The organism is Ruegeria sp. CDSC051 (genome assembly GCF_059610665.1).
Genome location: NZ_JBXWOC010000001.1, coordinates 351,259 through 376,712 on the forward strand (window position 1 = coordinate 351,259; position 25,454 = coordinate 376,712).

Consider the following 25,454-nt stretch of genomic DNA (forward strand, 5'->3'; position numbering starts at 1 on the left):
ACCTGTGTTAGCGATAACATGAGTGGTTTACTTTTTGCCCTGTACTGATATGAGGCTGGCAACTGATTGCAGCCACAGGGACGGGCCTCATGAGCACCATCATCGACATCCATGCACGCGAAATTCTGGACAGCCGGGGCAACCCAACAGTCGAAGTGGACGTGATCCTGGAAGACGGCACCATGGGCCGGGCAGCTGTCCCATCGGGCGCCTCGACCGGTGCCTATGAGGCGGTCGAAAAGCGCGATGGCGACACATCGCGATATATGGGCAAGGGCGTGCTTGAAGCGGTGGCGGCCGTGAATGGCGAAATCGCCGAAGAACTGGTTGGGTTCGACGCGACCGAGCAGGTGGCCATCGACCAGACCATGATCGAACTGGATGGCACCGAGAACAAAGGCCGTCTGGGCGCAAATGCTATCCTGGGCGTCTCGCTGGCAACGGCCAAAGCCGCAGCCGATTTCACCACACAGCCGCTGTTCCGCTATGTCGGCGGCACCTCAGCCCGTATCCTGCCGGTGCCAATGATGAACATCATCAACGGCGGCGAACATGCCGACAACCCGATCGACATTCAGGAATTCATGATCATGCCAACCTCGGCCGCGAATATCCGCGACGCGGTGCGCATGGGGTCCGAGGTGTTCCATACTCTGAAGAAAGAGCTGTCGTCGGCAGGTCTTGCCACAGGTGTCGGCGACGAGGGCGGCTTTGCCCCCAACATCGCCAGCACGCGCGAGGCACTGGATTTCATTCTGAAATCCATCGAAAAGGCGGGCTACAAGCCGGGTGAGGAAATCCATCTGGCTTTGGATTGCGCCGCGACCGAGTATTACAAAGACGGCAAATACATCCTGTCCGGTGAGGGCAAGAGCCTGACCTCGGAAGAAAATGCCGACTATCTGGCGGCGCTGGTCAACGACTATCCGATCATCTCAATCGAAGACGGTATGTCCGAGGATGATTGGAATGGCTGGAAGGCCCTGACCGACGCCATCGGCGACAAGGTGCAACTGGTGGGCGACGATCTGTTCGTCACCAACCCCACGCGACTGGCGGAAGGGATTGAACGCGGTTGTGCCAACTCGATGCTGGTCAAGGTGAACCAGATCGGAACGCTGACCGAGACGCTGCGCGCCGTCGATATGGCCCATCGCGCACGCTATACGAATGTGATGTCGCACCGCTCGGGCGAGACCGAAGATGCCACGATTGCCGATCTGGCAGTGGCCACGAATTGCGGTCAGATCAAAACCGGATCACTGGCACGGTCAGATCGGTTAGCCAAGTATAATCAACTGATCCGTATCGAAGAATCTCTGGGTGAGATTGCCGAATACGCAGGGGCCTCAATCCTCAAGCGCTGAAACCTGTAAGCCTGAATTTTGATTGCCTGGCCTGTGGAAATGGGCCGGGTTTTTTTGTGTTGGATTGTAGGTTTTGCCCATCTCTAAATCTCAAATCGGCACTTTGGTATGATTGGATCAGAAGAAACTTGGGGGGTTATGAATAGTATTATCTATATATATTAATGGCTTATAGAAGACTCCTGCGCTGGCGGCCCTTATGTGTGAACTTTTTCCTTTTTGTTCTGTAGTGCGCATTCGTATCATATTGAAATAACAGATAAGGGGAACACTATGAATGGTTCGAAACTTCTTCTGGTAGCGTCTGCACTCAGCACTGTATTTCTGGTTGCTTGCTCGGAGCCTGGAACATATCCGATCACCGGTACGGCAGTGTCCCCTGACGATCCGGTGGCAAACCTTGAAGCTCCGGTTTACATCCGTCGCGGTGAGGCCCGGTAGGGCCTGTCAATCTTTCGCGGGTGGCCTTGTTGTTCAGCCACACAGAAATGGATCAAAGGGTTTTGCTCATCAGCATATAGCGGTCACGAGGCTTGAAACCTGTGCGTAGATACAGTTTCTGTGCCGTCTCGTTCGTACGATCGACTTCAAGATGCAAGGCTGTGAGCCCCGCGCTCGCCAACGCTTTGGGCAAATCCAGCAAGACTTCAGACGCAATTCCGCGCCCTCGCACGGCAGGACGAATATAGATCTCATCCACGAATCCATCCATGCCGCCGAATTCAACCGACCACCCAAAGGTCAGGATGACATAGCCCAAGGGTGCGCGACCGGGGCCAATCAGGTAGATGCACCCAAAAGGTATTCCCTCGAGAAGAGGGGCAAGCGCATTGCGCGTCTGATCGGCATCCTGGGTAATGCCTTCTTCGGCGTGAAAGGCGGCGACCAGACCAACCAGACGTTCCAGATCCTCGGGGCGGGCAAGGCGAAGTGCGGCGCTCATAGTCGGGCCAGCCGATCCGTGAGCAGATCAAAAAACCCGCCAGCGTCAATTTCTCCGATAAACAGGGCGTTGGGTTTTCTGTCGGTAACACCCCACCAATCGGCAACTGTCATGCCCAAGGTCAGCTTTGATTGGGTCTCTACCTCGACATTCACCAGCCGCCCGGTAAACAGTTCGGGCTTGATAAGATAGGCTGTCACGCAAGGGTCGTGTAGCGGAGCACCTTCCGAGCCGTATTTGTTCTTGTCGAACCTTTCAAAGAAATCGGTCATCTCGGCCACCGCGACACCGGCCTTGTTTCCTATTGCACGGAAGGCATCGTTGCGCGTCTTGGTCACCAGAGCTTTATGCGTGACATCAAGCGACATCACCACAATGGGACGTCCGGATTTGAACACAATATCAGCGGCTTCTGGATCGACGTAAATGTTAAATTCGGCGGTTGGGGTGATGTTTCCTACTTCGAAATATGCCCCTCCCATCAAAACGATCTCTTGAACCCGATCCACGATGTCAGGCGCTTTGCGGAACGCAGTGGCGATGTTGGTCAATGGCCCAAGGGGACAGAGCGTAACGGAGCCTGGTTCTTGCGCGCGCAACGTGTCGATGATGAAATCGACGGCATGTCCTTCGGACAGCGGCATCTGCGGATCCGGCAGAACCGGCCCATCCAAGCCAGTTTTGCCATGCACATGCTCTGCTGTGATCAGGGGGCGCTCTAATGGGCGGTCGCATCCGGCATAGACGGGGGTCTGGGTATGGCCAGCTAATTCGCAGACAATACGCGCGTTTTTGGCGGTTAGCTCTAAGGGTACGTTGCCAGCGACTGCGGTAATGCCCAAAACCTCAATTTCGTCGGGGCTGGCAAGCGCCAGCAGAATGGCGACGGCATCGTCCTGTCCCGGATCGGTGTCTATAATGATTTTGCGAGCGGGCATGATCGTCTCCGGAGGTCGTGAAGGTGGGACACTCGCAAGTGTCCGAGAGCTTGTCTAGCGGTTTTACGTTCCGGCCTCGGCCTTTGCCGGCGGGAGTTTGCCATTGGCCCGATGTTCCTCGACCTTTACCTCGTCCCAAAGCGCGTCCATCTCTTCCAGCGTGCTTTCTGTTGGGGTTTTTCCCCGTGCAGCCAGGCGCGACTCGACCTGCTCGAACCGGCGGGTGAACTTGGCGTTGGTCCGACGCAGGGCGGTCTCGGGCTCGACCCCAAGATGGCGGCCCAGATTGACCATAACGAATAGCAGATCGCCGAACTCATCCTCTAACGCATCCGCATCCATGCGGTCGCGTGCCTCTTCCAGCTCGGCAGCCTCTTCGGTTATCTTGGCCAGCACATGGCTGGCATCGGGCCAGTCGAATCCAACACGGGCGGCACGTTTCTGCAATTTGAGAGCACGCAGCAGGGCGGGCAGGTTGGCGGCGACACCGTCCAACGCGCCTTGTTGTTCTTTACCAGCACGCTCGGCTGCTTTGATGGCTTCCCAGTCCAGTGTTTGCTGCTCTGCCGATTTGTCGCGGGATTCGTCGCCAAAGACATGCGGGTGCCGGGCGACCATCTTATCCGACATGGTGCGCACCACGTCCTGAAAGGTGAAATGCCCGGCTTCTTCGGCCATTTGTGCATGAAAGACAGACTGGAACAGCAGATCCCCAAGTTCGCCCTTCAGCTCATCATAAGCCTCACGTTCGATGGCATCAGCGACCTCATAAGCCTCTTCGATTGTGTAAGGAGCGACCGTGCCGAAATCCTGCTCGATATCCCATGGGCAGCCGGTTTGAGGGTCGCGCAGTCGGCGCATGATCTCTAACAAGCGTTCGATGCCAGCATCGCTGTCATGGATCAGAGGATTTTCGGCCATTGCGAACCCTTTCGTTCCGGTGTCAGATGCATCCATTCCGCAGTCACGATCAGGAGTCCACCCCAGATGCCCGTCGTCAACCGAATTGCCGATTTCTCTGCCGATATGGCCGCATGGCGCCAACATCTGCATACGATCCCCGAGCTTGCATTCGAATGCCACGAAACCGCGGCCTTTGTCGCTGATCGACTCCGTGAGTTCGATGTGGATGAGGTGCACCAAGGGATCGCCACCACTGGGATCGTTGCGATCATCAATGGCCAGGGTGAGGGGCCGACGATCGGTCTGCGCGCTGATATGGACGCTCTGCCTATCCCCGAGGAAACAGGGGTCGCGTACCAATCAACCAAGCCCGGAAACATGCATGCCTGCGGTCATGACGGGCACACCACGATGCTGTTGGGCGCGGCGCGCTATCTGGCGGAAACCCGAAATTTCCGTGGACGCGTGGCGCTGATCTTTCAACCGGCCGAAGAAGAGGGTGGTGGCGCGGGCGTCATGGTCGAAGAGGGGATTATGGACCGGTTCGACATTTCCCAAATCTATGCATTGCACAATGCGCCTGGAATTCCCGAAGGATCCTTTCAGACAACCCCCGGGCCGATCATGGCTGCTGTTGATACGTTCGAAGTTCACATTCAGGGCCTTGGTGGCCATGGTGCCATGCCGCATGAAACCCGGGATCCGGTGATGGCGGCCTGCGGTATCGCCCAGGCGATTCAGACCATCGTCAGTCGTAACAACTATGCTTTGGACAGTCTGGTGGTCTCGGTCACGCAAATCCATACCGGCACCGTGAACAACGTGATCCCCGATACCGCCTATATCAACGGCACCGTGCGAACCTTTGATCCGACGGTGCAGAAAATGGTGATGGAGCGGATGGAGCAGATCGTGCAGGGCCAGGCCCAATCCTATGGGGTCGAGGCGCGGCTGGATTATGATGTGAACTACCCCGCCACCATCAATGACCCCGACAAGACCGGTTTTGCCGCCGGAATCGCGCGTGACATTGCCGGTGATGACCGCGTGATGACCAATGTCGACGCGATGATGGGGGCCGAGGATTTTTCATACATGCTGCAGTCGCGCCCCGGCGCTTACCTGTTTCTGGGGCAGGGCGAGGGGGCCGGGCTGCATCATCCGAAATACAACTTCAACGACGATATCGCGCCAGTTGGGGCGTCTTTCTTTGCGCGGATCGTCGAAAAGGCCCAGCCTTTGGGCTGACAGGAGAAAGACATGGCACTGGAAGATTCAAAGAATTTCGTCGACGAGGCGTTTACCAATCCTGAACTGAAAGGCGTCTCGTACGAGAATACTTTCGGGGGGGCGATGTCATTTTTGCGCCGCTTGTATACCAAGGATCTGACCGGGATTGATATCGCCGTAACCGGCGTGCCATTTGATCAGGCGGTGACGAACCGCCCCGGTACGCGTCTTGGGCCACGCGCCATCCGCGAGGCCAGCACGTTGCAATCCCCGGATGAGCCTTATGGCTGGCCGTTTGATGCGCTAAGCGAATTGGCAATCGTGGATTACGGGGACATGGCTTATGACTACGCCAATATACCTGCCTTTCCGGACACATTGACGGACCACATTCGCACAATTCTCAACGCTGACGTGGCCTCGGTGACGCTTGGAGGGGACCACTATATCAGCTTTCCGATCCTGAAGGCCTATGCCGAGAAATACGGGCCGATGTCCTTGCTGCAATTTGATGCGCATACGGATACATGGGCTGATGACGACATGTCTCGCGTGGATCATGGGACCATGTTCTACAAGGCGGTCAAATCAGGGATAGTGGACCCTAAGCGTTCCGTTCAGGTGGGTATTCGTACGACGAACGAAGATACTTTGGGGGTCAACATCATTGACGCTCGGGAGGTGTACGAGTCCGGTCCCGCCGCCGTGGCGCAAAAGATCAAAGGCATTCTTGGTGACAACCCGGTTTACCTGAGCTTCGATATCGACGGTCTGGACCCGGCCTTTGCGCCTGGCACGGGAACGCCGGTTTGGGGTGGACTGAGTTCGATTCAGGCCCAGATCATCCTGCGCGACATTGCTGGGATTAACATCAAAGGCGGGGACGTGGTCGAGGTTTCGCCGCCCTATGACACCTCAGGTGCGACAGCGATTGCAGGCGCACATGTGGCGACCCAAATCATTTGCCTGCTGGGATGGAACAAGCTGAAGCCTTAACCTTTGGTTAGCCATCTTTCCGGTATCAGGTTAGCAGCAGGGCAGGACGGAAGACATAACGGTATGACACAATTCAACCAACCAATCAGCGGTAACGATCTGGCGCGTTTTTCCGGCCCAAACACGTTTATGCGCCTGCCGCAGGCGGATACATTGGCCGGATTGGATGTGGCCGTAATAGGCATACCGATGGATATCGGCACCTCTTGGCGGTCGGGGACACGGTTCGGACCGAAACAGATCCGCAGCGAAAGTGCGATGCTGCGGCCTTACAATATGGCCACCTTTGCGGCGCCCTTCGACAGCCTGCAAATCGCCGACATCGGCGATTTGGCGATCAACACCTTTTCGCTGTCCGACAGCCTGAAGATCATCAAGGAGAGCTATGACGCGATTCTGGCGCAGGGTGTGACACCTGTGGCGATGGGGGGCGATCACTCGATCACCTTGCCGATCCTTCGGGCGATAGCCGCGAAACACGGGCCTGTGGCGCTGGTCCATGTGGATGCCCATGCGGATGTAAATGATGAGATGTTTGGCGAAAAGGAAACCCATGGCACAGTTTTCCGGCGCGCCTATGAAGAAGGGCTAATCGTGCCGGACAAAACCTTTCAGATCGGCATCCGAGGCTCTGGCTATGCGGCATCGGACTTTACCGAGGCCAAAGGGTGGGGCTTTCGCCAATACCCCGCATGGGAGCTTTGGCAGCAGAACCTGACGGTCATGGGCGCGCAGATACGCAATGAGATCGGGGATCATCCGGTCTATATCACCTATGACATCGACAGTCTGGACCCGTCCTTCGCCCCCGGAACCGGCACGCCCGAGATCGCCGGGTTAACCACACCGCAAGCGTTGCAACTGATCCATGCCCTGGGCGGGGCTAATGTCGTTGGGTGTGATCTGGTCGAGGTTTCTCCGCCGTACGATCCCTCTGGCAATACGGCGCTGACCGCTGCCAATCTGCTGTTTGAACTGCTGTGCATATTGCCAGGCGTGACGTCACGGTAGGGATCATGGCAGTCTCTTGTTTGCTATGCGGAACTGCATATGGTTCCGCAATCTAACAGAGTGGAAAAGATGAAAATGGCGCTGTGGCTGATTGCTGGTCTGATTGTCCTTGTGGGGGCGTATATACGGCTTGCGCCATCTGATCCCGCCATTTGGCACAATACCCCCGTCGGCGACGCGAACAGGGACCTCCGTGGTGGCGTCGTGCGAGTACTTGAAACGGGGCCGGACGGGTTGGCGCAGTTGAACGAAATCGCAATGGCCTCACCACGTACAAAGGTTCTGGCCGGGTCAGTTGATGACGGGATGGTCACCTATATCACCCGTACCAAAGTGATAGGTTTTCCAGATTACACAACCGCCCAGCAGAACGGCGATACACTGCGCATCTATGGCAGGTTGCGCTTTGGACGCTCAGATTTTGGGGTAAACCGAAACCGCGTTGATGGCTGGCTCGCGCGGATGCAACCCTGAGGACAAGCATCCTTCCTGTACCTCGCGCCACATCGGAACGTTCAGTGACATCTGACATTGTGCAGTGAAAATGCGACCGTCGACCTGCAGGCAGATCATCTCGCCCAATTCAACGCGTGACCCGGATTTGTCAGTGCAATAGCAGTCCTGTACCTTGCCGCCGGGACCGACGACATCGGCCATCACGGGCGTCGCAAAAAGCGATAGAACCAGAACCAACCGTCTCATGCGGGGCAGCTTAGCATACGGACAGCCCTTGACCATAGCCCCGGATTAAGAGACACCGCCCGGATGATCCCCGAAGAACGCCTTGAACAGATAACTCAGCGATTCCAATACCTCGAAGCAGCCATGGCGGATGGTGCTTTGGGCGGCGATATTGCTGTGCTGGCCAAGGAATATTCGGACCTCAAGCCGGTGGTCGATCAGATCATGGCATGGCGCCAGCTGGTCACTGACCTTGCCGAGGCCGAGGCGATGCTGGCCGATCCCGATATGAGGGAGCTGGCCGAAGAGGAAATCCCCAACCTGCAGGCCCAAATCCCCGGTGCCGAAAACGCCCTGCAACTGGCCTTGTTGCCTAGGGATGCCGCTGATGCGCGTCCGGCCATGTTGGAAATCCGCCCTGGAACCGGCGGTGATGAGGCCGCGCTTTTTGCGGGCGATCTGCTGCGCATGTATCAGCGGTATTCCGAAGCGCGCGGTTGGAAATTCGAGATTATCGAGGAGCAGGCGTCGGATCTAGGCGGCATCAAAGAGGTGGTTGCCCATATTAAGGGCGACAACGTCTTTGCCCGTTTGAAATACGAATCTGGCGTTCACCGGGTGCAGCGGGTGCCGGAGACCGAAAGTGGCGGGCGCATTCATACCTCGGCGGCGACCGTGGCGGTTCTGCCCGAGGCCGAAGATGTCGATATTCAGATCGACGCCAATGATATCCGTATCGACACGATGCGCAGCTCGGGTGCGGGTGGGCAGCACGTGAACACCACCGATTCGGCCGTGCGGATTACACACTTGCCCACCGGGCTTGTGGTGACCAGCTCCGAGAAATCTCAACACCGCAATCGCGAGATCGCGATGCAGGTTCTGAAGACTCGACTCTATGATCAGGAGCGTCAGCGGATTGACAGCGAACGCTCGGCAGATCGGGCGAACCAGGTCGGGTCTGGCGACCGGTCGGAACGGATTAGGACCTATAATTTTCCGCAAGGCCGCATGACGGACCACAGGATCAATCTGACGCTGTACAAGTTGGATCAGGTGATGCAGGGCGATCTGGATGAGGTAATCGACGCATTGACCGCGGATGATCAGGCGCGTCTCCTGGCCGAGATGGCGCAATGACCGGCGGCCAGACAGCGGCTCAGGCCATGGTGGCCGCTACGGCAAGATTGCGTGCGGCTGGTGTGGCTGATCCGGCGCGGGATGCGCGGGTTCTACTCGCCCACGCCGCCCGGATCGAAGCAAGTCGCGTGACACTGATTACACCCGAAGAGCTTTTACCGGATATTGCTGAGCGATACGAGCAGCTGATCTCGCTTCGGGCCATTCGTGTGCCCGTTTCTCATCTGTTGGGGGAACGTGAGTTTTACGGCCGTCGGTTCAAAGTTAGCCGGGACGTGCTGGATCCACGCCCGGAAACAGAGGTTCTGATCGAGGCCGCGCTGAGCGAACCCTTTGACTATGTCCTCGATCTGGGGGTTGGATCGGGGTGCATCCTGATCACATTGCTGTCCGAACGCACCAGTGCATCGGGTATTGGTGTGGATCTGAGTGAGGCGGCCTGCCTACAGGCCAGTGCAAATGCCGTGCAACACGATGTTCAGAACCGGATCGAAATTAAGCAATCCGATTGGTTTGGAGACATTGAAGCTAAATTTGACCTGATTGTTTCAAACCCGCCCTATATTTCCCTTCCGGAAATGGACACCCTGGCACCTGAAGTGCGGGACCATGAGCCGCGGATGGCATTGACAGACGAAGGTGACGGCTTGGGGGCCTACCGCAGGATTGCTGCCGCCGCCCCGGATTTTCTATTGCCCCATGGTCGGTTACTTGTCGAAATCGGACCCGAGCAAGGGCAGAGCGTCGCATCTTTGTTTGACGCAACAGGATTGACAGACGTACGGATCATTCCCGATCTGGACGGTCGCGACCGCGTCGTTTTCGCCAGAATGCCTTCATGACGGAACATTCTGAGGCCGAAATGCGCCGATTGATATAAAAAAGGTACAAAAATTGGGACAAAGCTCTTGTCTGCACGCTCTGGACGTGTTTACTCAGGTGTAGTCAGAGAGGTTGACGCTGTTACAGCGGGCCCCTGACGCCAAGCCCAAAAAAGCCGACATCGTGTCATAGCTAAGCCCTTGAGCAGTGCAAGACGCGAACTGATCGGCAGCGAACGACAAGGCTGACTAAAGTAGATGAGATCTTCCAAATCCCGCTCTCGGGCAAAGAATAACCGCAATCGTCCTTCTGGCGGCAACGTCGTAAACCGAGTTTTCGACAGTTCGGGCCCAGAGGGCAAAGTGCGTGGCACGCCGCAACAGATTATTGATAAATATAATCAGCTTGCACGCGATGCTCAGTTGTCTAACGACCGTGTAGCTGCCGAAAACTTTCAGCAGCACGCCGAACATTACCTGCGTTTGCTTAGCGAAGCCCAGCGTGAAATGGATGCACGCCGTGAGGAGCAAGAGCGTCAGAATCGCGAACGCCAGGCTGAACGAGATCGTGAGCGTGCCGAGCGTCAGGAACGCGAAACTGTCCGCCAGTCGGATCCCGCTGAGGCACCTCAACCTGATGTGATGGGGTTTGCCGCTGACGCAGCTGCTCCGGAATCCGGGCTTGTAGAAACGCCTGAAAGCAAAAGCCCTGAAGAGGCCGAGAAAAAAGAAAAACCGGCCCGTCGACCTCGGGCGCGCAAGCCCAAAGCCGCACCTGCTGCGACTGAGGACGCGCCCTCTGGCAACGGTGATACGCCTGAAGCGGCAGAGTAAATCAGCCAGTATAGAAAAGAAAAACCCTGCGGTCTGTTAGGCCGCAGGGTTTTTTGTTTCAGGATCTTTTGACTTCGCGGGCCAATGCGCAGAACGCTTCTAAAGGCACTTGTTCCGCACGTTCGGTGGGTTTGATCCCGGCGGTTATCAGGCGGTCTTCGATATCGGGTGCGACGCCTTTCAGTGAAGCCCGCAGCATCTTGCGGCGCTGATTAAATGCGGCGGCAACCACGCGGGACAGGGTGGCAGAGTCAGCCGGATATCGTGGTTGCGGCAGGGCGGTCAGGTGGACCACAGCGCTTGAAACCTTGGGGGGCGGGGTGAACGCGCCGGGTGGCAGTGACATGGCGATGCGCGCGTCGGCCCGCCATTGGGCAAGGATGGCCAAGCGGCCATAGGCTTTTCCGCCGGGCTGGGCGACGATCCGTTCCGCCACTTCGCGCTGAAACATCAGGGTCAGGCTTTGCCAGAACGGAGGCCATTGCGGCGGGGTCAGCCAGCGGACCAGCAACTCGGTGCCGACATTGTAGGGCAGGTTCGCCGCCACACGGATCGGAGGGGTCAGATGCGTAAGCGGATCAATCTCAAGCGCGTCACCGTTGATGACCTCAAGCTTGCCGGGATAGGCGGCGGCGATGTCATTCAGGGCAGCGATACAGCGGGTGTCTTTTTCAACTGCAACAACCTTGCGCGCACCTTCTGAAAGTAGCCCACGGGTCAGCCCGCCGGGGCCGGGGCCGATTTCCAGAACATCGCATTCCGCAAGATCTCCGGCCTGCCGCGCGATCTTGGCGGTCAGGTTCAGGTCCAGCAAAAAGTTCTGGCCCAGCGACTTGCGAGCCGAGAGTTGATGCGAGGCGATAACCTCGCGCAGAGGGGGAAGGTTGTCGATAGTGCTCATGATCCGATCACCGTGGCGCGGTTTGATAGGAGAGCGCCAGAGAATTTTTACCTCTGGCCGGGATATTTTCAGCCTGCTGAAGGATCAAGAGCTTTGTGCCATCTGCTGGGCAAGTTTCAGCGCTTCGATCAGGCTGGTGGGGTTTGCAAGGCCTTGCCCCGCAATGTCCAATGCAGTCCCGTGATCGGGTGAGGTTCGGATAAATGGAAGGCCTAGGGTAACGTTCACACCGCGATCGAAATCCAGCGTCTTGATCGGAATCAGAGCCTGATCGTGATACATGGCGATGGCGGCGTCATAGCGCGCGCGCGCTGCGGCGTGGAACAATGTATCCGCGGGGTGCGGGCCGGTGATGGTATACTCTTTGCGGGGCAGCTCTGTGATCAGCGGCGCAATCCAGTCCAGTTCTTCTTGTCCCATCTTGCCGCCTTCACCGGCATGCGGGTTGAGGCCCGCGACGGCTATCCGCGGGGTGGCAATACCGAACTGTGATTGTAATCCCTGAGCTGTGATTTCGATGGTTTCCCGCAAAAGCTCGGGCGTAAGCTCGCAAGGAACGCGTGAGAGCGGGATGTGGATGGTTGCTGGTACAACGCGCAGTTGGTCGCTGGCCAGCATCATCACAACACGTTGGGACCCAGCCAAGGCGCCCAGAAATTCCGTATGGCCGGGGAATGAGAAACCTGCTCCGTCGATAAGTGCTTTCTTGTGGATCGGTGCGGTACATAGCGCCGATGCAGAACCGGACTGAACCAGCACTACGCCGGTTTCAATGGCAGTGACAACTGATCTGGCGTTGGCTGGATTAGGGTGCCCAGACCGGTTGGGGGCTGGAAAGTCCAGTTGCAGTACGGGCAGGGCAGAGCCACAGATCTCGACCGCCTGAGAGGCGTCGCTGATCTGTACCGACGGTGTCTCGGGCGGCAAATGCGCGGCATCTCCAATATAGAAGAAAGGGCAGGCGGTTCTAAGGCTGGCCCAGGCTTTTGCGGCGATCTCGGGCCCAATTCCGGCCGGATCGCCGCAGCTGAGCGCGATTGGCTTCATTGTTCAACAATAGTTGCGTCGGCACGCATTTGCCCCAACAGGCTTTCTGCAAGTGTTTGCAGCCTTTGCTGGGTCAGAGCATTGGCGACATCTGCACGCGTTGTCTCTTCGCCAAGGTTGCGGGTACGTGTGCACAACATCACAAAAGCCAGTGTTTGGCCGTTGTTGCGGGTCAACGTGGTTGAAACTTCGTTCAGGTCCAGTTTGGCCAGTTCCAATGCGATATCGCGCGGGATTTCCGACGGTTTGCTGACATTCCGCTCTAAGACTTCTGCTGGCTTGTTTTGCACGATACCGTACAGATCATCGCAAGTGTCTATTTCTTCTTTCAGCTTTTCGGCTGCGGCCAGTGTTTCCGCACTACGACCACCGGGCATGTAATAGACAGCATAGTCGATCTCGGAATAGGTGGGCGTACTCGCAGCGGTCTCACGCAAACCGCGCATCTGAAACAGTGCAACGGCATTGGGCAGCGGAATGGGCTGGGTGACGTCACCATTTTTGAGCCCGATGATGACCGGCTGCAGCGCCGGGGGCAGATCGGTCAAGTTCAACCAGTCAAGGCGCCCCCCATTGGTGCGAGTTCCGGCCGCCGAGTACTGTGTTGCGGCGGTTGAAAAGGAATCATAGCCCTCGATCAAGGCGATCTCTTCGGCCAGCAGTTGAACCTGTGGCAGGTTTTGTTGGTTCACAGGAATAATGATTTCCGAAAGAAGGACTTGCAGGCCGCCACTTCCAGATTGTCCAAGTGCGCGATTGATCTCGTCTTCCGATGGTCTCGCCTGCGACAGAAATCGCGCGCTGACGAATTCACGCCAGGAAATCTGATCCTCGATGAAATCCCGAACCGTCTCACGGTCAACACCGGCATCCGCCAGAAGCTGCAGGAATTCGTCGCTCGAAAGCTGACCGCGGGCTGCAAATTGGTCTATTCCAACCTGAACGTCTTCGGGGGCGACCACGATTCCAGCGTCGCGCATCGCCTGTTTGCGCAGGCGGTCGTCTATCAGAGCTTTGCGCACGTCTTCCTCGGTTGCGCCGGGAACACCCAGAATCGAGAGGAATTGCAGGCGCTGTTCCAGCTCATACCAGGTCACGATGTCTTGATTAACCTTTATGGCAGGCGAGAACAGGTTCTGCGCCACTGCCTTTACAGGTGCTATGGCAATCGAAACTGCAACCAGTGCCGGAGCAACCAGCCCGATATGGCTGGAACGAAAGAAACGTGAAAAACCTGTTATCAACTGCATCTTCTCTTGTACTGTTTGCCGCCACCTTCGACAGAATATCCTGTCAGAGCTACGGTAAAGCCGAATTCGGTCGAAGGCTCAATACTTGATGACGAGGTATAGCGCCTGCTGACCGACATGTTAACCTGAACACACTCGTTCCGATACGTGATACCCAACCCATATCTGATCGGTTCAGATTCGCTCAGGTCATACCGCGCCTGAGCACGGGTTTGCCAGTTCTGATCGATGTCGTACCGCCCGCGCAACCAGATCTCAGAAATCTCATCGTCGACATTTTCTGCGGGATCGGGTTCTTGCCAGACGTAGCTTCCGCTGAGGGCCGTTGTTTCCTTTTGCCATGCAGCACGCAACTCGGCCTTGGCAAAGCTGAAATCTCCGTTCACCAAACCTCGCCCGGCCAGAGACCACCCATTGGACGTTTCAAGTTGTCCGGCGATCAACACATCGGACGATGTGCCCTGAAGGCCCGATGTAAGGTTAAAGTCGGGATCAGCATCCGCACGAAAGACCTGACCGATCGTGGCACGCGCTTGCCAGCCCCTGGAGCCATAACGCGCCCAATTCACCCCAACAACGCCGCTGACCCCATCTTCGCGCCTGTCCTCGGCAGGGAATCGGGACAGGGATAACAGGTTACCCTGGTCAAACTCCTGAAACGTACTTTCGTCGATAGGAACATCATTGTCGGAGACATGCGTCCACCCGATCTGCGCGATGGGTTCCAGCAACTGGGTTGCGCCCGACGCCTCGCGGCGAGTCATTGGAAGGCGCAGCGTCAGTGCGGCGCGCGGGGTCGTGCGGGTCACCTGATCGGGATAGGCGCTGTCGTGGCGGATATTGAACGTGTCGATTGACGCGCCTACTTGGGCATCTGCACGCAGCCCCCAGCCCAGTATCCAGCTGCGCAGCCATTCGGTATCGAAGGTCGCTCGGGCAACATCGCGTCCGATAACGTCCTCATTGCTCGTTCTTTCATGGGCATGGCCGATGAAAGCCATCCGCACCTCTCCTCCGACAGCTGCCGGGAAGAAGCGTTTGCGATAGTTCAGGTCGAAGATGCGAGAAGGAATCTGATCCTGATCCTCGCTATCTCGCAAGGTTTTATAGTGGTTTAGGCTGGTCCGGAAAGCGGTATCGCGCTTGATCCTTTCCAGGGCAATTTCGCTGCGCAGACGGTCAAAGTCGGGCAGGCCGTAATCAGCCAGATAGGAATCGTCGGACGTGGTTCGGATGTTGAAGGTCAGGCGATAGTCGTCCGGCAGATCAAACCAGCCGTTGGTAAAGAAATATCCGCGCGCCTCGTCCCGTTGAAGGTCATCGCGAGTATGCGCGCCTTCGATTTTGATCCGTCCGTTCTTAAAGGCCTGACGATAGCGATAGCCCAGAGTTCTGGTCTTACCGGAAAGGTAAGGTGTCAACGTGAGGTCCTTGTGATCTCCAAGCTTGAAGAAATAGGGAACCTTTATGCCTGTGCCCAACTGCGAGGTGGTGCGGACCGATGGGACCAGAAAACCAGTCGCCCGGTCCAGCGTTGGATCGGGGAGACGCAGGTAAGGGAAATAGAAGACCGGCACATCCAGCACCCGGAATTGCGCACCTTCGAAATAGAGCTGTCGTTCCAACTGATCATGGGTCACCTTGCGGGCACGGATTTGCCAGAGCGGTGGCCGCCCATCCGTGCAGACATGGCAAGACGTCGCCGAGACTTTGCTGAACTGGGTGTATCTGCCGCCAGCACGTGTCGCCTGCACCGAGGCAATTTGCACCTGTTGGTCGAACACCATTCGGGCGCCGATCAAAAGGCCGTTGAGCAAACCCCGGTCGAGTTCTGCGGAATCCGCCAGAACTGTCGTTCGATTGCCCTGATCAATCCGGATCGGTCCTTCCAGTGTAAGCTCACCGCTTTCACGGTCATACAGAATGCGACTGGCCGTCATTTTGACGTCGCCCTGAAAGGCTTCGACATTGCCTTCGGCGATCAGCACACGCTCTGGGGTTATGAAAATCTTGTCGGCGACAAGTAAGGCTGGTGGCTCTTGCTGGGACGCGTTCGTCGTTTGATCCTGTTTCGGCAAAGTCTGGGCCATGACATCCGAAGGCAAAGACAATGCAACCGCACCCGAGAGCAATAGCAGAGCGAATTTGCGCATCAGCCATCCTCCGCATGCAACAGCAGGCCAAGAGAAAGAAGGATGGCCGCAAATGGCGGGGCCCAGGCTGCAACGAAGATAGGCAACTGACCGTTTTCTCCCAATATTTGCGCGAAATTACGGACGAAATAGATGGCGAAGCCCAGTAGCACGGCCGTCAGCACCGCTATTCCGGTGCCGCCGAACCGGACATGTCGCATGGTAAAGGCCGCGCCAATCAAGACCATTGCGACCAGAAACAGAGGCCTCGCCAACTGGACCTGAAACCAGACCTCGTACTGCTTTGTCGAAAATCCGGCTTCGCGCAGGTCTCGGATCAACTGGGGCAAATCGTAGACAGACATCGAATCCTGTTTGCCCAACCTGTCCAGAATGCGCTGACGCGTCAGGGTGGTCGGAATCTCCAGACGATCATGCTCTTTCGAGCCAGCTTCGGGATTGATGCCGTTCATAAGCGGCCAGATCTTGGCATCCTGTAAAACCCAATAACCGTCTTCCAACTCGGCCTGTTTGGCAGAGATTTGGCGTGTCGGCTGACCAATCGCGTCGAATGTTATTATGGTGACGTCCTTCAACAGCAAGGTGTCGCCGTTTGACGTTCTGCGCGCGTGGACAACCGATTGACCCTCTTCTGTAGCTTGCCGTAACCACAAACCCTCACTGCTGATCGAAAGAGCTGAGCTGGTGCGGTTACGGTAGGAATCGGAAAGCCGTTGGAATTCTTCGGAAGTTGCGGCAGCAAACGGATTAAGCACCGCAACTGCCAAGGCTCCGATCAACAGGGCCAGAGTTACAGGTGCAAGCAGGACGCGAATTCCAGACCGCCCGATCGAGCGCGTCACCACCAATTCCGAGCTGCGCGCCAATCCGATGAACAACGCAATCGTGGACAGGATGATCAGCAGGGGCAGCATTTCACCGATGGCGGCGGGCGTATTCAATAGGGTCAGATACAAAAGCCGGCCAAATGACAGATCGACCTCATCAAAGCGCCGTACCTGTTCAATCAGATCGATCAGAATCATCAGCGTCAAAAAGATACAGCCAATGACCAGAAAGCTCTGGGTGAACCGGCGGGCAAAATATCGATCCAGGATCACCGATGCGCCCTCGGCATCACTGCGTTGCCTGCAGCGGGGGCCTTGAAGTCAAGAGAATCAGCGGTACATGCGCCAGCGCGCAACGGCCTATGCCTGCCCCGATTTGCCAATTCGCCCTCCCGCTCTCCGACCCTGCCGGAACTTTTTCCGCGACTGTAATGCAAATGCCCGGCGGGGAAAACTGCTATCTGGTCAATGCGGTCGCCGCGGGCTAGGTCTTGGGAAACAGATTTTCAGGAGTTCCCAATGAGCAGTCTTGTTCCAATTCAGTTTAAGGCTTTTGACGTGGACGTGATGGCGCAGACCAAAGGGCGCGTCGTGATTATTGTCTCGGATGAAGGCAAGATGAACCCAGCCGCACGCCGCGCCAACCGTCTGACCCGGGGCGCAGTCGCGCGACTTGTCGAAAGCGACCGGTTCGAAAAGGTGAAATCCGGCGATGTAGTCTCTCTTGCCTGGCCAGGCGGAATGGCCGCTGAAGCGCTTGATATACTCGTGCTGTCGCGCCGTGCCGATGCTGCAGAGGCACGCAAGGCCGGGGCGAAGCTGGCCAAATTGTCTGATCACCAGCCCTTGTTGGTCATGGCCGGAAATCAAGCCCGGACCGAAGAACTGGCATTGGGAATCGTTTTGCGCAGCTATGATTTCGATGCCCATAAAACCCGAGATTCGGATGAAGCCGGATCAGTAACAATCAGTCATCAGAAACATGATGAGGTCGAAGCCGCATTCGCACCGCTGTATGCAATTGCCGATGGCGTTCGGATGACACGGGACCTGACCAATGAACCCGCCAATGTGCTGACAACGACCGAATTCGCGGATCGTTTGTCCGAAATGAAGGCGCTTGGCCTGGACGTCGAAGTGCTCGACGAAGACAAGCTGGCCGAATTGGGTATGCGCACCTTGTTAAGCGTCGGGCAGGGTTCGGTCAGCCCGTCCAAGGTTGTGGTGATGCAGTGGAATGGAGGCGACAAGGATGATGCGCCGCTGGCGCTGGTGGGTAAGGGCGTCGTGTTTGACACCGGCGGCATTTCCTTGAAACCCGCTGCAGGCATGGAAGACATGACTATGGACATGGGTGGGGCAGGTGTGGTCGCCGGCACCATGCGGGCGCTGGCCAAGCGCAAGGCCAAAGCCAATGTCGTGGGCCTTGTCGGGCTAGTGGAAAACATGCCTTCGGGCAATGCCACGCGCCCCGGCGATGTCGTCAAGTCGATGAAGGGCGACACGGTCGAGGTCATCAATACCGACGCCGAGGGCCGTTTGGTCCTGTGCGATGTGATGTGGTACGCGCAAGAGCGGTTTGCCCCCGTGGGCATGATCGACCTGGCAACATTGACCGGCGCGATCATCATTGGGCTTGGGCATGAGAATGCAGGTGTCTTTTCGAACAATGACACGTTCTGCAACGCCTTCCTAAAGGCTGCCGGGGCCGAGGATGAGGGCGCATGGCGGATGCCGCTGGGCAAAGCCTATGACGAGCAGCTGAAATCGCGCATCGCCGATATGAAGAATGTCGGTGGACGACCTGCCGGGTCCATCACTGCCGCGCAGTTCCTGCAGCGGTTTGTGAAGGACGAAACCCCCTGGATCCATCTGGACATTGCTGGGGTGGCTTCGATTGCAACCGAGACATCCTATGCGCCCAAAGGGGCCACCGGTTGGGGTGTCCGCGCACTGAGCCGGTTCGTGCAGGACAATTTCGAATAATCCAATGGGCGCCGTTTATTTCTATCACCTGACCCGCCAACCGCTGGAAAACACCTTGCCCGTGTTGCTGGACAAGGCGCGGCAGGCCGGGTGGAAGATAGCCGTGCGGGGAACTGATCCCGCACGGATGGATTGGCTGGACGAAAAGCTGTGGCAGGGCCCCGAGGAAGGGTTCCTGCCACATGGCCGCACCGGGGGGCCGCATGACAGGGACCAGCCCATATTGCTGACGACAGGGGCCGAGGCCGCAAATGATCCGGCTTGCGTGATGGCCGTCGATGGCGCGACGGTTGAACCCGAGGAAGTGAACGCGCTGGAACGCGTGTGCATCCTGTTCGATGGGAATGATGATCAGGCTCTCCAACATGCCCGCGGGCAATGGAAAACACTGACCGGGGCGGGCTGTTCGGCGCAATATTGGTCCGAGGAATCGGGCCGGTGGGAAAAAAAGGCCGAGGCATAGGGCCTCCGCAGATTTCAGGAGAATGAGCGATGGAAATGAAGCCCCTGGGCCGGACTGGAATCATGGTGACAGACCTGTGTCTGGGTACGATGACATTTGGTACGCAGACATCCGAGGCCGACGCGCATACTCAGATGGACATGGCACTTGATGGGGGCATTAATTTCGTCGATGCCGCCGAGATGTATCCGGTGAATCCCATCTCGAAAGAGACGGTGGGCCGGACCGAAGAAATTCTGGGCAACTGGAACGCCGCCAACCCGTCACGGCGTGGTGACTATGTTCTGGCAACCAAGCACTCAGGGGCAGGGTTCGCACATGCGCGCGATGGCGCACCGATTTCACCGCAGACAATCCCCGAGGCGGTTGAAGGTTCCTTGCGCCGACTGCAAACGGATTGCATCGACCTTTATCAGTTTCACTGGCCGAACCGCGGCAGCTATATGTTCCGGCAAAACTGGACCTATGCGCCTTCGGGGCACAATACCGATGAGGTTTTGGACAATATGCACGAGTGCCTTGTTGCCCTGAAGGAACAGGTCAACAAAGGAAATATCCGAGCGTTTGGCCTTTCGAACGAAAGCGCCTGGGGCACCGCTCAGTGGTTGCGGATCGCCGAAGCCAACGGCACGCCCCGCGTGGCATCTGTTCAGAACGAGTATTCTTTGATGTGCCGGCATTTCGATACAGACATGGCCGAGCTGAGCGCACATGAGGATGTGGGGCTGATGGCCTTTTCACCGCTTGCCGCCGGTTTTTTGACCGGGAAATACCAAAACGGCATGGTGCCCGAGGGTTCGCGGATGTCATTGGTGCCTGAGGTGGGAGGACGCCATCGCAGACGGGCATTTGAGGCGGTTGCGGCCTATCTAGAGATCGCGGACCGCCACGATCTGGACCCGGTCCATATGGCGCTGGCCTGGTGCCGGACGCGGCCCTTCATGATGTCGGCCATTTTCGGCGCAACAACGGTGGCGCAGCTTGGGCATATTCTCGACGGTAAGGAACTTCGCCTTTCCGGGGAAATTCTGACTGAAATCACCGACGCGCATCGCGCGCATCCGATGCCGTTCTAGGGGGCGCTGCCCTCGTCTCCGCAGGCGGAGCCTCCCCCGCGGTATTTTCAATCAGATAAAGCGGATCCGCTTAGTGATGTGTGGGTTGTGTCCTGTCTTGCCGTAGGTCCCGGGCCGAAAGGCCGTGCGCTGTGCGAAAGGCGCGGGCAAAGCTGGATTGCGAGGCGAAACCCGTTGCCAGGGCCACATCCATCAGTGACATATCGGTGTCCGTCACCAATCTGCGTGCCTCGGCCAGTCGGAGCTGCAGGTAATGGTCCTGTGGCGTGGTGTTCAGGCGCAGGCGGAACTGCTGTTGCAGGGTGCGTGAACTGGTGCCCAGGGTTTCGGCGATATCTGCCAATGGCATAGGGTCGTCCAGTGCGGATTGCATCAGCGTATTGGCTTTGGCGGTCAAAGCTGTGTGGCGATGCGGCGCCCCGGTGCGGCTTTGTGGTTTTGTGGGATTAGGCGCACCGTCATAGAGGAACAGACCCGAGACGCGGGCGGCAAATCCGGCGCCATGGCGGGCGGCGATGATATGCAGCATCATCTCGACCGCTGGGATTGCCCCGCCCGAGGTCAGGCGGCCTTCAGAAACGGTAAACCGGTCAGGGCGCACGTCCACTTCGGGGAAGCGGGCAGAGAAGTTCTCCAAATCTTCCCAATGGGTGGTGGCGGCGTGGCCGTTCAGCAGGCCTGCCTCGGCCAGCAGCCAGGGACCGCCATCAATTCCTGCCATTGTGGCGCCGGTCTTGGCGATGCGGCGTAGGCCGGCCAGCAGGCTGGGTGTGGCATGGCGGGCCAGTTGGAACCCGGCAACGACAATCATCAGATCGCAGGATTGCAGCCGGGCCAAAGGTACACCCGGAACCGAAAGCGCACTGGTCAGCATGGCCGGTTCAGCAGTGGCTGTCACATAATCCCAGTCAAAGGCCGGACGATCCGCCAACCGATTGGCGGCGCGCATTGGATCAACGGCCGACGCAAAGCTGAGCGTGTTGCATTCGTCCAGCACCAGCACAGCCGTTTTTAGGGCACGATGTTCGGGCTGCAATATGTTTTTTGCGGATTTCATCAAGTTCGATTCGCATTCTGACAAGTGTTTGACCAAAGCTGCGCCAAACTCGGGGGCGAAAGCAAATCGGAATCCGTGGAGAAGCCTGGGGAAAACTCAGGGTTAACCGGGTATAAGCTGGGGAGAACGCCATGCCTTTGGAAATGAACCGCGAAGTCTTCATTACCTGCGCCGTCACAGGATCGGGTGGGACGCAGGATCGCAGCCCGCATGTGCCGCGTTCGCCAAAGCAGATCGCCGACAGCGCGATAGCTGCAGCCAAGGCAGGGGCGGCGGTGGTGCATTGCCATGTGCGCGACCCTGAGACCGGAGCGCCTTCGCGTGATCTGGCACTGTATCGTGAGGTCACAGATCGCATTCGCGATGCCGAGGTCGACGCCGTGCTGAACCTGACTGCTGGCATGGGCGGCGACATGGTGTTTGGCGGTATCGAAAACCCGCTGCCGCTGGCCGAGGCGGGAACTGATTTGGTTGGCGCGACCGAGCGTGTGGCCCATGTGGCCGAATGCCTGCCGGAAATCTGCACCCTCGACTGCGGCACCATGAATTTTGCCGAGGCCGATTATGTGATGACCAACACGCCGGGTGCGTTGCGCGCGATGGGCCAGATGATGACCGATCTGGGGGTAAAGCCCGAGATTGAGGCCTTTGATACCGGTCATCTGTGGTTTGCCAAGCAGTTGGTGAAAGAGGGCGTTCTGGAACCGAACGCTCTGGTTCAGCTGTGCATGGGCGTTCCTTGGGGTGCGCCGGATGATCTGAACACCTTCATGGCGATGGTGAACAACGTGCCGGATGACTGGACCTTCAGCGCCTTTTCACTGGGTCGGAACGAGATGGCCTATGTGGCTGCCTCGGTTCTGGCGGGCGGCAACGTGCGCGTCGGGCTGGAGGACAACCTGTGGCTGGACAAAGGCGTGTTGGCCGAGAACTGGCAGTTGGTCGAACGCGCGGGCAGCATCATCGAGAACATGGGCGCGCGCGTGATTGGCCCCGCAGAAGTGCGTGAGAAGCTGGGCTTGGTGAAGCGCGCGCCGAAAAGCTAGGCGCGCCATGTTCCGCCGAGTTCTTTCATGGGTAGTCGGATGTTTGCTCGTTGGATTGATTCCATCGTGTGGATTGGTAGACAATGAGGGCTTTCAAGCGCATCAAGCTACTTTTCAACCCGTCGAAGCGGTGAACTGGTCGATCTTTGACGAACCGTATTTTGAGGTTGCTGCGTCCAGACGCAAAAGCAAGGGCAAGCAGCGGCATTTTGTGAGGTTGGAGGGACAGCCATACCCTATCTATCAATTGCGCGACCCGGACCGGACCGAATGTTTTGGGTACATCGCAGGAGCAAGTGATTGCTTTGAAAACCACCTGAGCGTGCCCACTCGGCGCTCCGAGTCGGCATTTGAATATGACATCACAGCCGCAAGCCCGGCAAAGTTTCAAATCATCTACGTGGGTGACGGGGAGCAGATGGTTGTATTGGCCCGCACAGATAGGTCGTTTGCAGTTGTACTGAGCCGAAATTTTACGATCACACAAAATCAACTGACGATTGCGCGTGACGTACTGAGCGAAAATGGGTTTGACCCTCAAGAGTTGAAAGTAGTGAAGCGATGACCAAAACAGCAGCAATCATTGGCGGTGGGGTAATCGGTGGTGGATGGGCCGCGCGGTTCCTGCTGAACGGCTGGGATGTCCGGGTATTCGACCCGGACCCGGAAGCCGAGCGTAAGATCGGAGAAGTTCTGGACAATGCGCGCCGCTCGTTGCCGGGGCTAAGCGATGTGCCGTTGCCTCCCGAAGGGGCGCTATCGTTTCATGAGGAAATGGCCGATGCGGTGCAGGGTGCCGCTTGGATTCAGGAAAGCGTGCCGGAACGTCTGGATCTGAAGCTGAAGGTTTACAAGGGCTTGCAAGAGGCTTGTGATCCGGGTGCGATCATCGGGTCCTCAACCAGCGGGTTCAAGCCGTCAGAGTTACAGGAGGGCGCGCTGCGCCCCGAACAGATCGTGGTGACGCATCCGTTCAACCCGGTCTACCTGCTGCCGCTGATCGAACTGGTGCCAACTGGTGCGAACCCGCTGGAGATGATCGAACGGGCGCAAGAGGTCCTGAAATCGGTCGGATTCTTCCCGCTGCACGTCAAGAAAGAGATCGACGCGCATATCGCTGATCGGTTCCTTGAGGCCGTCTGGCGCGAGGCGCTGTGGCTGGTCAAGGACGGTGTCGCCACGACCGAGGAAATCGACGAGGCGATCCGTATGGGGTTTGGCATCCGTTGGGGGCAGATGGGTCTGTTCGAAACCTATCGTGTCGCCGGCGGCGAGGCTGGGATGCGGCATTTCATGGCGCAGTTCGGCCCGGCACTGAAATGGCCCTGGACCAAGCTGATGGATGTGCCCGAATTCACTGACGAGCTTGTCGACCTGATTGCGGATCAGTCGGATGCGCAATCCGGCATGCATTCGATCCGCGAGCTGGAGCGTATCCGCGACAACAACCTTGTGGGGATGATGCGCGCGCTCAAGGCGCAGAACTGGGGCGCGGGGGCGGTGCTGAACCAGCATGACGCGCTACTGAAACCGGGCGCGCTGCCATCATTGGAGCAAGCGGATCTGAGCCAACCGATCCTGACTCTGTCTCGTGCCGTGCCTTTGGATTGGACCGATTACAACGGTCATATGAACGAAGCCAAATACCTTGAGGCCTTCGCCGCCGCCACCGACCGGTTCATGGAAATCATAGGCTGCGATATGGAATATATCTCGTCCGGGGGCAGCTATTTCACTGCGGAAAACCACATTCGATACATGAATGAGGTCCATGCCGGCGCAAAGATTGAGGTGCGCACCCAGATGCTGTTGGGGCAGGGCAAGAAACTGCACGTGTTCCACAGCATGTATAGCGGTGAGACGCTGCTGGCGACCGGGGAGAGCTTTTTGCTGCATGTCAGCCTGGAAACACGCCGCCCCAGCCCGCCATCGCCCAGCATTGAGGCCGCTATGGCCCGCATCGCCGAAGCGCAGGCCGGATTGCCTTATCCCGAAGGGGCCGGGGTTGCGATCCGGAAACCCTCATGACCTGCCGGGTGTTGGTGACGGCTGGCGCTTCGGGTGTTGGTCGGGCTATGGCAGAGGCGTTTGATGCGGCCGGGTATGATGTCTGGATCACAGATATTGATCGGGCGGCGCTAGATGGCGTGCCGGATCATTGGACAGCCCACCATGCTGACGTGTCGGACGAGGGCGATATGCATGCCGTGTTCGCCGCGATTTCTGATGCGGGTGGTCTGGATTCGCTCTGCGCCAATGCGGGAATTGCCGGGCCAACCAGCGCTATCGAGGATATTGACCTCAAGGACTGGCGCAGCTGCGTAGCGGTCAATCTGGAGGGGGCGTTTCTGGCGGCCAAATACGCCGCGCCGCTGATGAAATCCGCCCGGGCGGGCAGCATCATCCTGACCTCATCCACTGCGGGGCAATATGGCTATCCCTTTCGTGCGCCCTATGCCGCGGCCAAATGGGCGGTGATCGGATTGATGAAAACACTGGCGATGGAGCTTGGCCCTCACGGCGTCCGCGCCAATGCGATTTGTCCCGGCGCGGTGGAGGGCCCAAGGATGGAAGGCGTTCTGGCACGCGAGGCGGCGACCAAGGGCATGAGCCGGGACGAGGTCTATCAGGGCTATGCCTCGGGCACGTCCATGGGTCGTTTCGTCGAAGCGCAGGACATCGCCAATATGGCTGTCTTTCTGGCCTCTGGCGCGGCGCGGTTGGTGTCGGGTCAGGTGATCGCGGTGGATGGCCACACGGTTAATCCTGACCCGAAGTTGTAAG

Annotated in this window: 26 protein-coding genes; 16 read left to right on the forward strand and 10 right to left on the reverse strand. The window is 57.8% G+C overall.

Features of this window, described 5'->3' with window-relative positions:
• Positions 1–89: 89 nt before the first annotated feature.
• Positions 90–1,367, forward strand: a complete 1,278-nt coding sequence (gene eno / locus AC2FH0_RS01745; RefSeq protein WP_496708531.1) for a phosphopyruvate hydratase — start codon at positions 90–92, stop codon at positions 1,365–1,367.
• A 273-nt stretch (positions 1,368–1,640) separates the two neighbouring features.
• Complete coding sequence (locus AC2FH0_RS01750; protein WP_185956604.1) at positions 1,641–1,808, forward strand: hypothetical protein; 168 nt, start codon at positions 1,641–1,643, stop codon at positions 1,806–1,808.
• A gap of 52 nt (positions 1,809–1,860) precedes the next feature.
• Here the strand turns inward: AC2FH0_RS01750 and AC2FH0_RS01755 are convergent, their stop codons facing one another.
• From AC2FH0_RS01755 to mazG, 3 genes are all read right to left on the reverse strand, one after another.
• Positions 1,861–2,310 (reverse strand): GNAT family N-acetyltransferase, encoded by a 450-nt coding sequence (locus AC2FH0_RS01755; RefSeq protein ID WP_142633385.1) that lies wholly within the window; start codon positions 2,308–2,310, stop codon positions 1,861–1,863.
• Positions 2,307–3,248 (reverse strand): nucleoside hydrolase, encoded by a 942-nt coding sequence (locus tag AC2FH0_RS01760; protein ID WP_496788381.1) that lies wholly within the window; start codon positions 3,246–3,248, stop codon positions 2,307–2,309. Before AC2FH0_RS01760 ends, AC2FH0_RS01755 begins: the two co-directional genes overlap by 4 nt.
• Before the next feature lie 63 nt (positions 3,249–3,311).
• Positions 3,312–4,169 (reverse strand): nucleoside triphosphate pyrophosphohydrolase, encoded by an 858-nt coding sequence (gene mazG / locus AC2FH0_RS01765; protein ID WP_282027368.1) that lies wholly within the window; start codon positions 4,167–4,169, stop codon positions 3,312–3,314.
• Between the two features lie 66 nt (positions 4,170–4,235).
• Between mazG and AC2FH0_RS01770 the strand changes: the two genes are divergently transcribed.
• The 4 genes from AC2FH0_RS01770 to AC2FH0_RS01785 all read left to right on the forward strand — a co-directional run bounded on the left by AC2FH0_RS01770 (position 4,236) and on the right by AC2FH0_RS01785 (position 7,862).
• Positions 4,236–5,399: a M20 aminoacylase family protein gene (locus AC2FH0_RS01770; protein WP_496788384.1), complete on the forward strand. Its 1,164-nt coding sequence runs from the start codon at positions 4,236–4,238 to the stop codon at positions 5,397–5,399.
• Between the two features lie 12 nt (positions 5,400–5,411).
• Positions 5,412–6,377 (forward strand): agmatinase, encoded by a 966-nt coding sequence (gene speB / locus AC2FH0_RS01775; RefSeq protein ID WP_142633391.1) that lies wholly within the window; start codon positions 5,412–5,414, stop codon positions 6,375–6,377.
• Positions 6,378–6,440: 63 nt separating this feature from the next.
• Complete coding sequence (speB, locus tag AC2FH0_RS01780; RefSeq protein WP_496691120.1) at positions 6,441–7,388, forward strand: agmatinase; 948 nt, start codon at positions 6,441–6,443, stop codon at positions 7,386–7,388.
• A 69-nt stretch (positions 7,389–7,457) separates the two neighbouring features.
• Entirely contained in the window at positions 7,458–7,862 is a 405-nt protein-coding gene (locus AC2FH0_RS01785) for a DUF1499 domain-containing protein (protein WP_185956634.1), read from the forward strand.
• Here AC2FH0_RS01785 and AC2FH0_RS01790 read toward each other — a convergent pair.
• Complete coding sequence (locus AC2FH0_RS01790; RefSeq protein ID WP_142633397.1) at positions 7,803–8,090, reverse strand: hypothetical protein; 288 nt, start codon at positions 8,088–8,090, stop codon at positions 7,803–7,805. The genes AC2FH0_RS01785 and AC2FH0_RS01790 overlap by 60 nt on opposite strands.
• Before the next feature lie 63 nt (positions 8,091–8,153).
• On the opposite strand from AC2FH0_RS01790, the gene prfA reads away from it, so the two are divergent.
• From prfA to AC2FH0_RS01805, 3 genes are all read left to right on the forward strand, one after another.
• The gene (gene prfA, locus AC2FH0_RS01795) at positions 8,154–9,209 is read left to right on the forward strand and encodes a peptide chain release factor 1 (protein ID WP_271947444.1); all 1,056 of its coding nucleotides are present in this window, start codon (positions 8,154–8,156) and stop codon (positions 9,207–9,209) included.
• Positions 9,206–10,051, forward strand: a complete 846-nt coding sequence (prmC, locus tag AC2FH0_RS01800) for a peptide chain release factor N(5)-glutamine methyltransferase (RefSeq protein WP_496788386.1) — start codon at positions 9,206–9,208, stop codon at positions 10,049–10,051. The genes prfA and prmC overlap by 4 nt, the downstream gene beginning before the upstream one ends.
• Positions 10,052–10,288: 237 nt before the next feature.
• A complete protein-coding gene (locus AC2FH0_RS01805; protein ID WP_496691122.1) occupies positions 10,289–10,864 on the forward strand; it encodes a DUF4167 domain-containing protein in 576 nt (191 codons plus the stop codon).
• Positions 10,865–10,922: 58 nt separating this feature from the next.
• On the opposite strand, the gene rsmA is transcribed toward AC2FH0_RS01805, so the two are convergent.
• From rsmA to lptG, 5 genes are all read right to left on the reverse strand, one after another.
• The gene (gene rsmA, locus AC2FH0_RS01810) at positions 10,923–11,765 is read right to left on the reverse strand and encodes a 16S rRNA (adenine(1518)-N(6)/adenine(1519)-N(6))-dimethyltransferase RsmA (RefSeq protein ID WP_496788388.1); all 843 of its coding nucleotides are present in this window, start codon (positions 11,763–11,765) and stop codon (positions 10,923–10,925) included.
• Positions 11,766–11,849: 84 nt separating this feature from the next.
• Positions 11,850–12,812: a 4-hydroxythreonine-4-phosphate dehydrogenase PdxA gene (gene pdxA / locus AC2FH0_RS01815; RefSeq protein ID WP_496788390.1), complete on the reverse strand. Its 963-nt coding sequence runs from the start codon at positions 12,810–12,812 to the stop codon at positions 11,850–11,852.
• A complete protein-coding gene (locus tag AC2FH0_RS01820) occupies positions 12,809–14,062 on the reverse strand; it encodes a peptidylprolyl isomerase (protein ID WP_142633410.1) in 1,254 nt (417 codons plus the stop codon). The genes pdxA and AC2FH0_RS01820 overlap by 4 nt, the downstream gene beginning before the upstream one ends.
• Positions 14,053–16,215 carry an LPS-assembly protein LptD gene (locus AC2FH0_RS01825; RefSeq protein WP_496788394.1) on the reverse strand — a complete coding sequence of 721 codons (2,163 nt, stop codon included), beginning with the start codon at positions 16,213–16,215 and terminating at the stop codon, positions 14,053–14,055. The genes AC2FH0_RS01820 and AC2FH0_RS01825 overlap by 10 nt, the downstream gene beginning before the upstream one ends.
• Entirely contained in the window at positions 16,215–17,315 is a 1,101-nt protein-coding gene (gene lptG, locus AC2FH0_RS01830; RefSeq protein WP_496691125.1) for an LPS export ABC transporter permease LptG, read from the reverse strand. Before lptG ends, AC2FH0_RS01825 begins: the two co-directional genes overlap by 1 nt.
• Before the next feature lie 246 nt (positions 17,316–17,561).
• Here lptG and AC2FH0_RS01835 point away from each other — a divergent pair, with 246 nt between their 5' ends.
• From AC2FH0_RS01835 to AC2FH0_RS01845, 3 genes are read left to right on the forward strand one after another with little or no spacing between them, the layout of a single operon-like run.
• Complete coding sequence (locus tag AC2FH0_RS01835) at positions 17,562–19,028, forward strand: leucyl aminopeptidase (protein ID WP_271947431.1); 1,467 nt, start codon at positions 17,562–17,564, stop codon at positions 19,026–19,028.
• Positions 19,029–19,032: 4 nt separating this feature from the next.
• A complete protein-coding gene (locus AC2FH0_RS01840; RefSeq protein ID WP_142633423.1) occupies positions 19,033–19,491 on the forward strand; it encodes a DNA polymerase III subunit chi in 459 nt (152 codons plus the stop codon).
• Between the two features lie 29 nt (positions 19,492–19,520).
• Positions 19,521–20,567, forward strand: coding sequence for an aldo/keto reductase (locus tag AC2FH0_RS01845; protein WP_496788396.1), 1,047 nt, complete (start codon positions 19,521–19,523; stop codon positions 20,565–20,567).
• A 70-nt stretch (positions 20,568–20,637) separates the two neighbouring features.
• Here AC2FH0_RS01845 and AC2FH0_RS01850 read toward each other — a convergent pair whose 3' ends face one another.
• Positions 20,638–21,624, reverse strand: coding sequence for a GlxA family transcriptional regulator (locus AC2FH0_RS01850; RefSeq protein ID WP_496695666.1), 987 nt, complete (start codon positions 21,622–21,624; stop codon positions 20,638–20,640).
• A gap of 131 nt (positions 21,625–21,755) precedes the next feature.
• Between AC2FH0_RS01850 and bcoG the strand changes: the two genes are divergently transcribed.
• The 4 genes from bcoG to AC2FH0_RS01870 are packed head-to-tail and all read left to right on the forward strand — an operon-like array spanning position 21,756 to position 25,453.
• The gene (gene bcoG / locus AC2FH0_RS01855) at positions 21,756–22,670 is read left to right on the forward strand and encodes a 3-dehydrocarnitine:acetyl-CoA trimethylamine transferase BcoG (RefSeq protein WP_142633428.1); all 915 of its coding nucleotides are present in this window, start codon (positions 21,756–21,758) and stop codon (positions 22,668–22,670) included.
• A 7-nt stretch (positions 22,671–22,677) separates the two neighbouring features.
• Entirely contained in the window at positions 22,678–23,235 is a 558-nt protein-coding gene (locus AC2FH0_RS01860; protein WP_496788398.1) for a lipocalin/fatty acid-binding family protein, read from the forward strand.
• On the forward strand, positions 23,232–24,698 hold the full coding sequence (locus AC2FH0_RS01865; RefSeq protein WP_496788399.1) for a carnitine 3-dehydrogenase: 1,467 nt from the start codon (positions 23,232–23,234) through the stop codon (positions 24,696–24,698). Before AC2FH0_RS01860 ends, AC2FH0_RS01865 begins: the two co-directional genes overlap by 4 nt.
• A complete protein-coding gene (locus AC2FH0_RS01870; RefSeq protein WP_496700478.1) occupies positions 24,695–25,453 on the forward strand; it encodes an SDR family oxidoreductase in 759 nt (252 codons plus the stop codon). The genes AC2FH0_RS01865 and AC2FH0_RS01870 overlap by 4 nt, the downstream gene beginning before the upstream one ends.
• Position 25,454 lies beyond the last annotated feature (1 nt).

Excerpts from the sequence above, each read along its gene's own strand:
- eno (WP_496708531.1), top strand. The coding sequence starts at position 90 with ATGAGCACCATCATCGACATCCATGCACGCGAAATTCTGGACAGCCGG.
- AC2FH0_RS01750 (WP_185956604.1), top strand. The coding sequence starts at position 1,641 with ATGAATGGTTCGAAACTTCTTCTGGTAGCGTCTGCACTCAGCACTGTA.
- AC2FH0_RS01755 (WP_142633385.1), bottom strand. The coding sequence starts at position 2,310 with ATGAGCGCCGCACTTCGCCTTGCCCGCCCCGAGGATCTGGAACGTCTG.
- AC2FH0_RS01760 (WP_496788381.1), bottom strand. The coding sequence starts at position 3,248 with ATGCCCGCTCGCAAAATCATTATAGACACCGATCCGGGACAGGACGAT.
- mazG (WP_282027368.1), bottom strand. The coding sequence starts at position 4,169 with ATGGCCGAAAATCCTCTGATCCATGACAGCGATGCTGGCATCGAACGC.
- AC2FH0_RS01770 (WP_496788384.1), top strand. The coding sequence starts at position 4,236 with ATGCCCGTCGTCAACCGAATTGCCGATTTCTCTGCCGATATGGCCGCA.
- speB (WP_142633391.1), top strand. The coding sequence starts at position 5,412 with ATGGCACTGGAAGATTCAAAGAATTTCGTCGACGAGGCGTTTACCAAT.
- speB (WP_496691120.1), top strand. The coding sequence starts at position 6,441 with ATGACACAATTCAACCAACCAATCAGCGGTAACGATCTGGCGCGTTTT.
- AC2FH0_RS01785 (WP_185956634.1), top strand. The coding sequence starts at position 7,458 with ATGAAAATGGCGCTGTGGCTGATTGCTGGTCTGATTGTCCTTGTGGGG.
- AC2FH0_RS01790 (WP_142633397.1), bottom strand. The coding sequence starts at position 8,090 with ATGAGACGGTTGGTTCTGGTTCTATCGCTTTTTGCGACGCCCGTGATG.
- prfA (WP_271947444.1), top strand. The coding sequence starts at position 8,154 with ATGATCCCCGAAGAACGCCTTGAACAGATAACTCAGCGATTCCAATAC.
- prmC (WP_496788386.1), top strand. The coding sequence starts at position 9,206 with ATGACCGGCGGCCAGACAGCGGCTCAGGCCATGGTGGCCGCTACGGCA.
- AC2FH0_RS01805 (WP_496691122.1), top strand. The coding sequence starts at position 10,289 with ATGAGATCTTCCAAATCCCGCTCTCGGGCAAAGAATAACCGCAATCGT.
- rsmA (WP_496788388.1), bottom strand. The coding sequence starts at position 11,765 with ATGAGCACTATCGACAACCTTCCCCCTCTGCGCGAGGTTATCGCCTCG.
- pdxA (WP_496788390.1), bottom strand. The coding sequence starts at position 12,812 with ATGAAGCCAATCGCGCTCAGCTGCGGCGATCCGGCCGGAATTGGGCCC.
- AC2FH0_RS01820 (WP_142633410.1), bottom strand. The coding sequence starts at position 14,062 with ATGCAGTTGATAACAGGTTTTTCACGTTTCTTTCGTTCCAGCCATATC.
- AC2FH0_RS01825 (WP_496788394.1), bottom strand. The coding sequence starts at position 16,215 with ATGCGCAAATTCGCTCTGCTATTGCTCTCGGGTGCGGTTGCATTGTCT.
- AC2FH0_RS01835 (WP_271947431.1), top strand. The coding sequence starts at position 17,562 with ATGAGCAGTCTTGTTCCAATTCAGTTTAAGGCTTTTGACGTGGACGTG.
- AC2FH0_RS01840 (WP_142633423.1), top strand. The coding sequence starts at position 19,033 with ATGGGCGCCGTTTATTTCTATCACCTGACCCGCCAACCGCTGGAAAAC.
- AC2FH0_RS01845 (WP_496788396.1), top strand. The coding sequence starts at position 19,521 with ATGGAAATGAAGCCCCTGGGCCGGACTGGAATCATGGTGACAGACCTG.
- AC2FH0_RS01850 (WP_496695666.1), bottom strand. The coding sequence starts at position 21,624 with ATGAAATCCGCAAAAAACATATTGCAGCCCGAACATCGTGCCCTAAAA.
- bcoG (WP_142633428.1), top strand. The coding sequence starts at position 21,756 with ATGCCTTTGGAAATGAACCGCGAAGTCTTCATTACCTGCGCCGTCACA.
- AC2FH0_RS01860 (WP_496788398.1), top strand. The coding sequence starts at position 22,678 with ATGTTCCGCCGAGTTCTTTCATGGGTAGTCGGATGTTTGCTCGTTGGA.
- AC2FH0_RS01865 (WP_496788399.1), top strand. The coding sequence starts at position 23,232 with ATGACCAAAACAGCAGCAATCATTGGCGGTGGGGTAATCGGTGGTGGA.
- AC2FH0_RS01870 (WP_496700478.1), top strand. The coding sequence starts at position 24,695 with ATGACCTGCCGGGTGTTGGTGACGGCTGGCGCTTCGGGTGTTGGTCGG.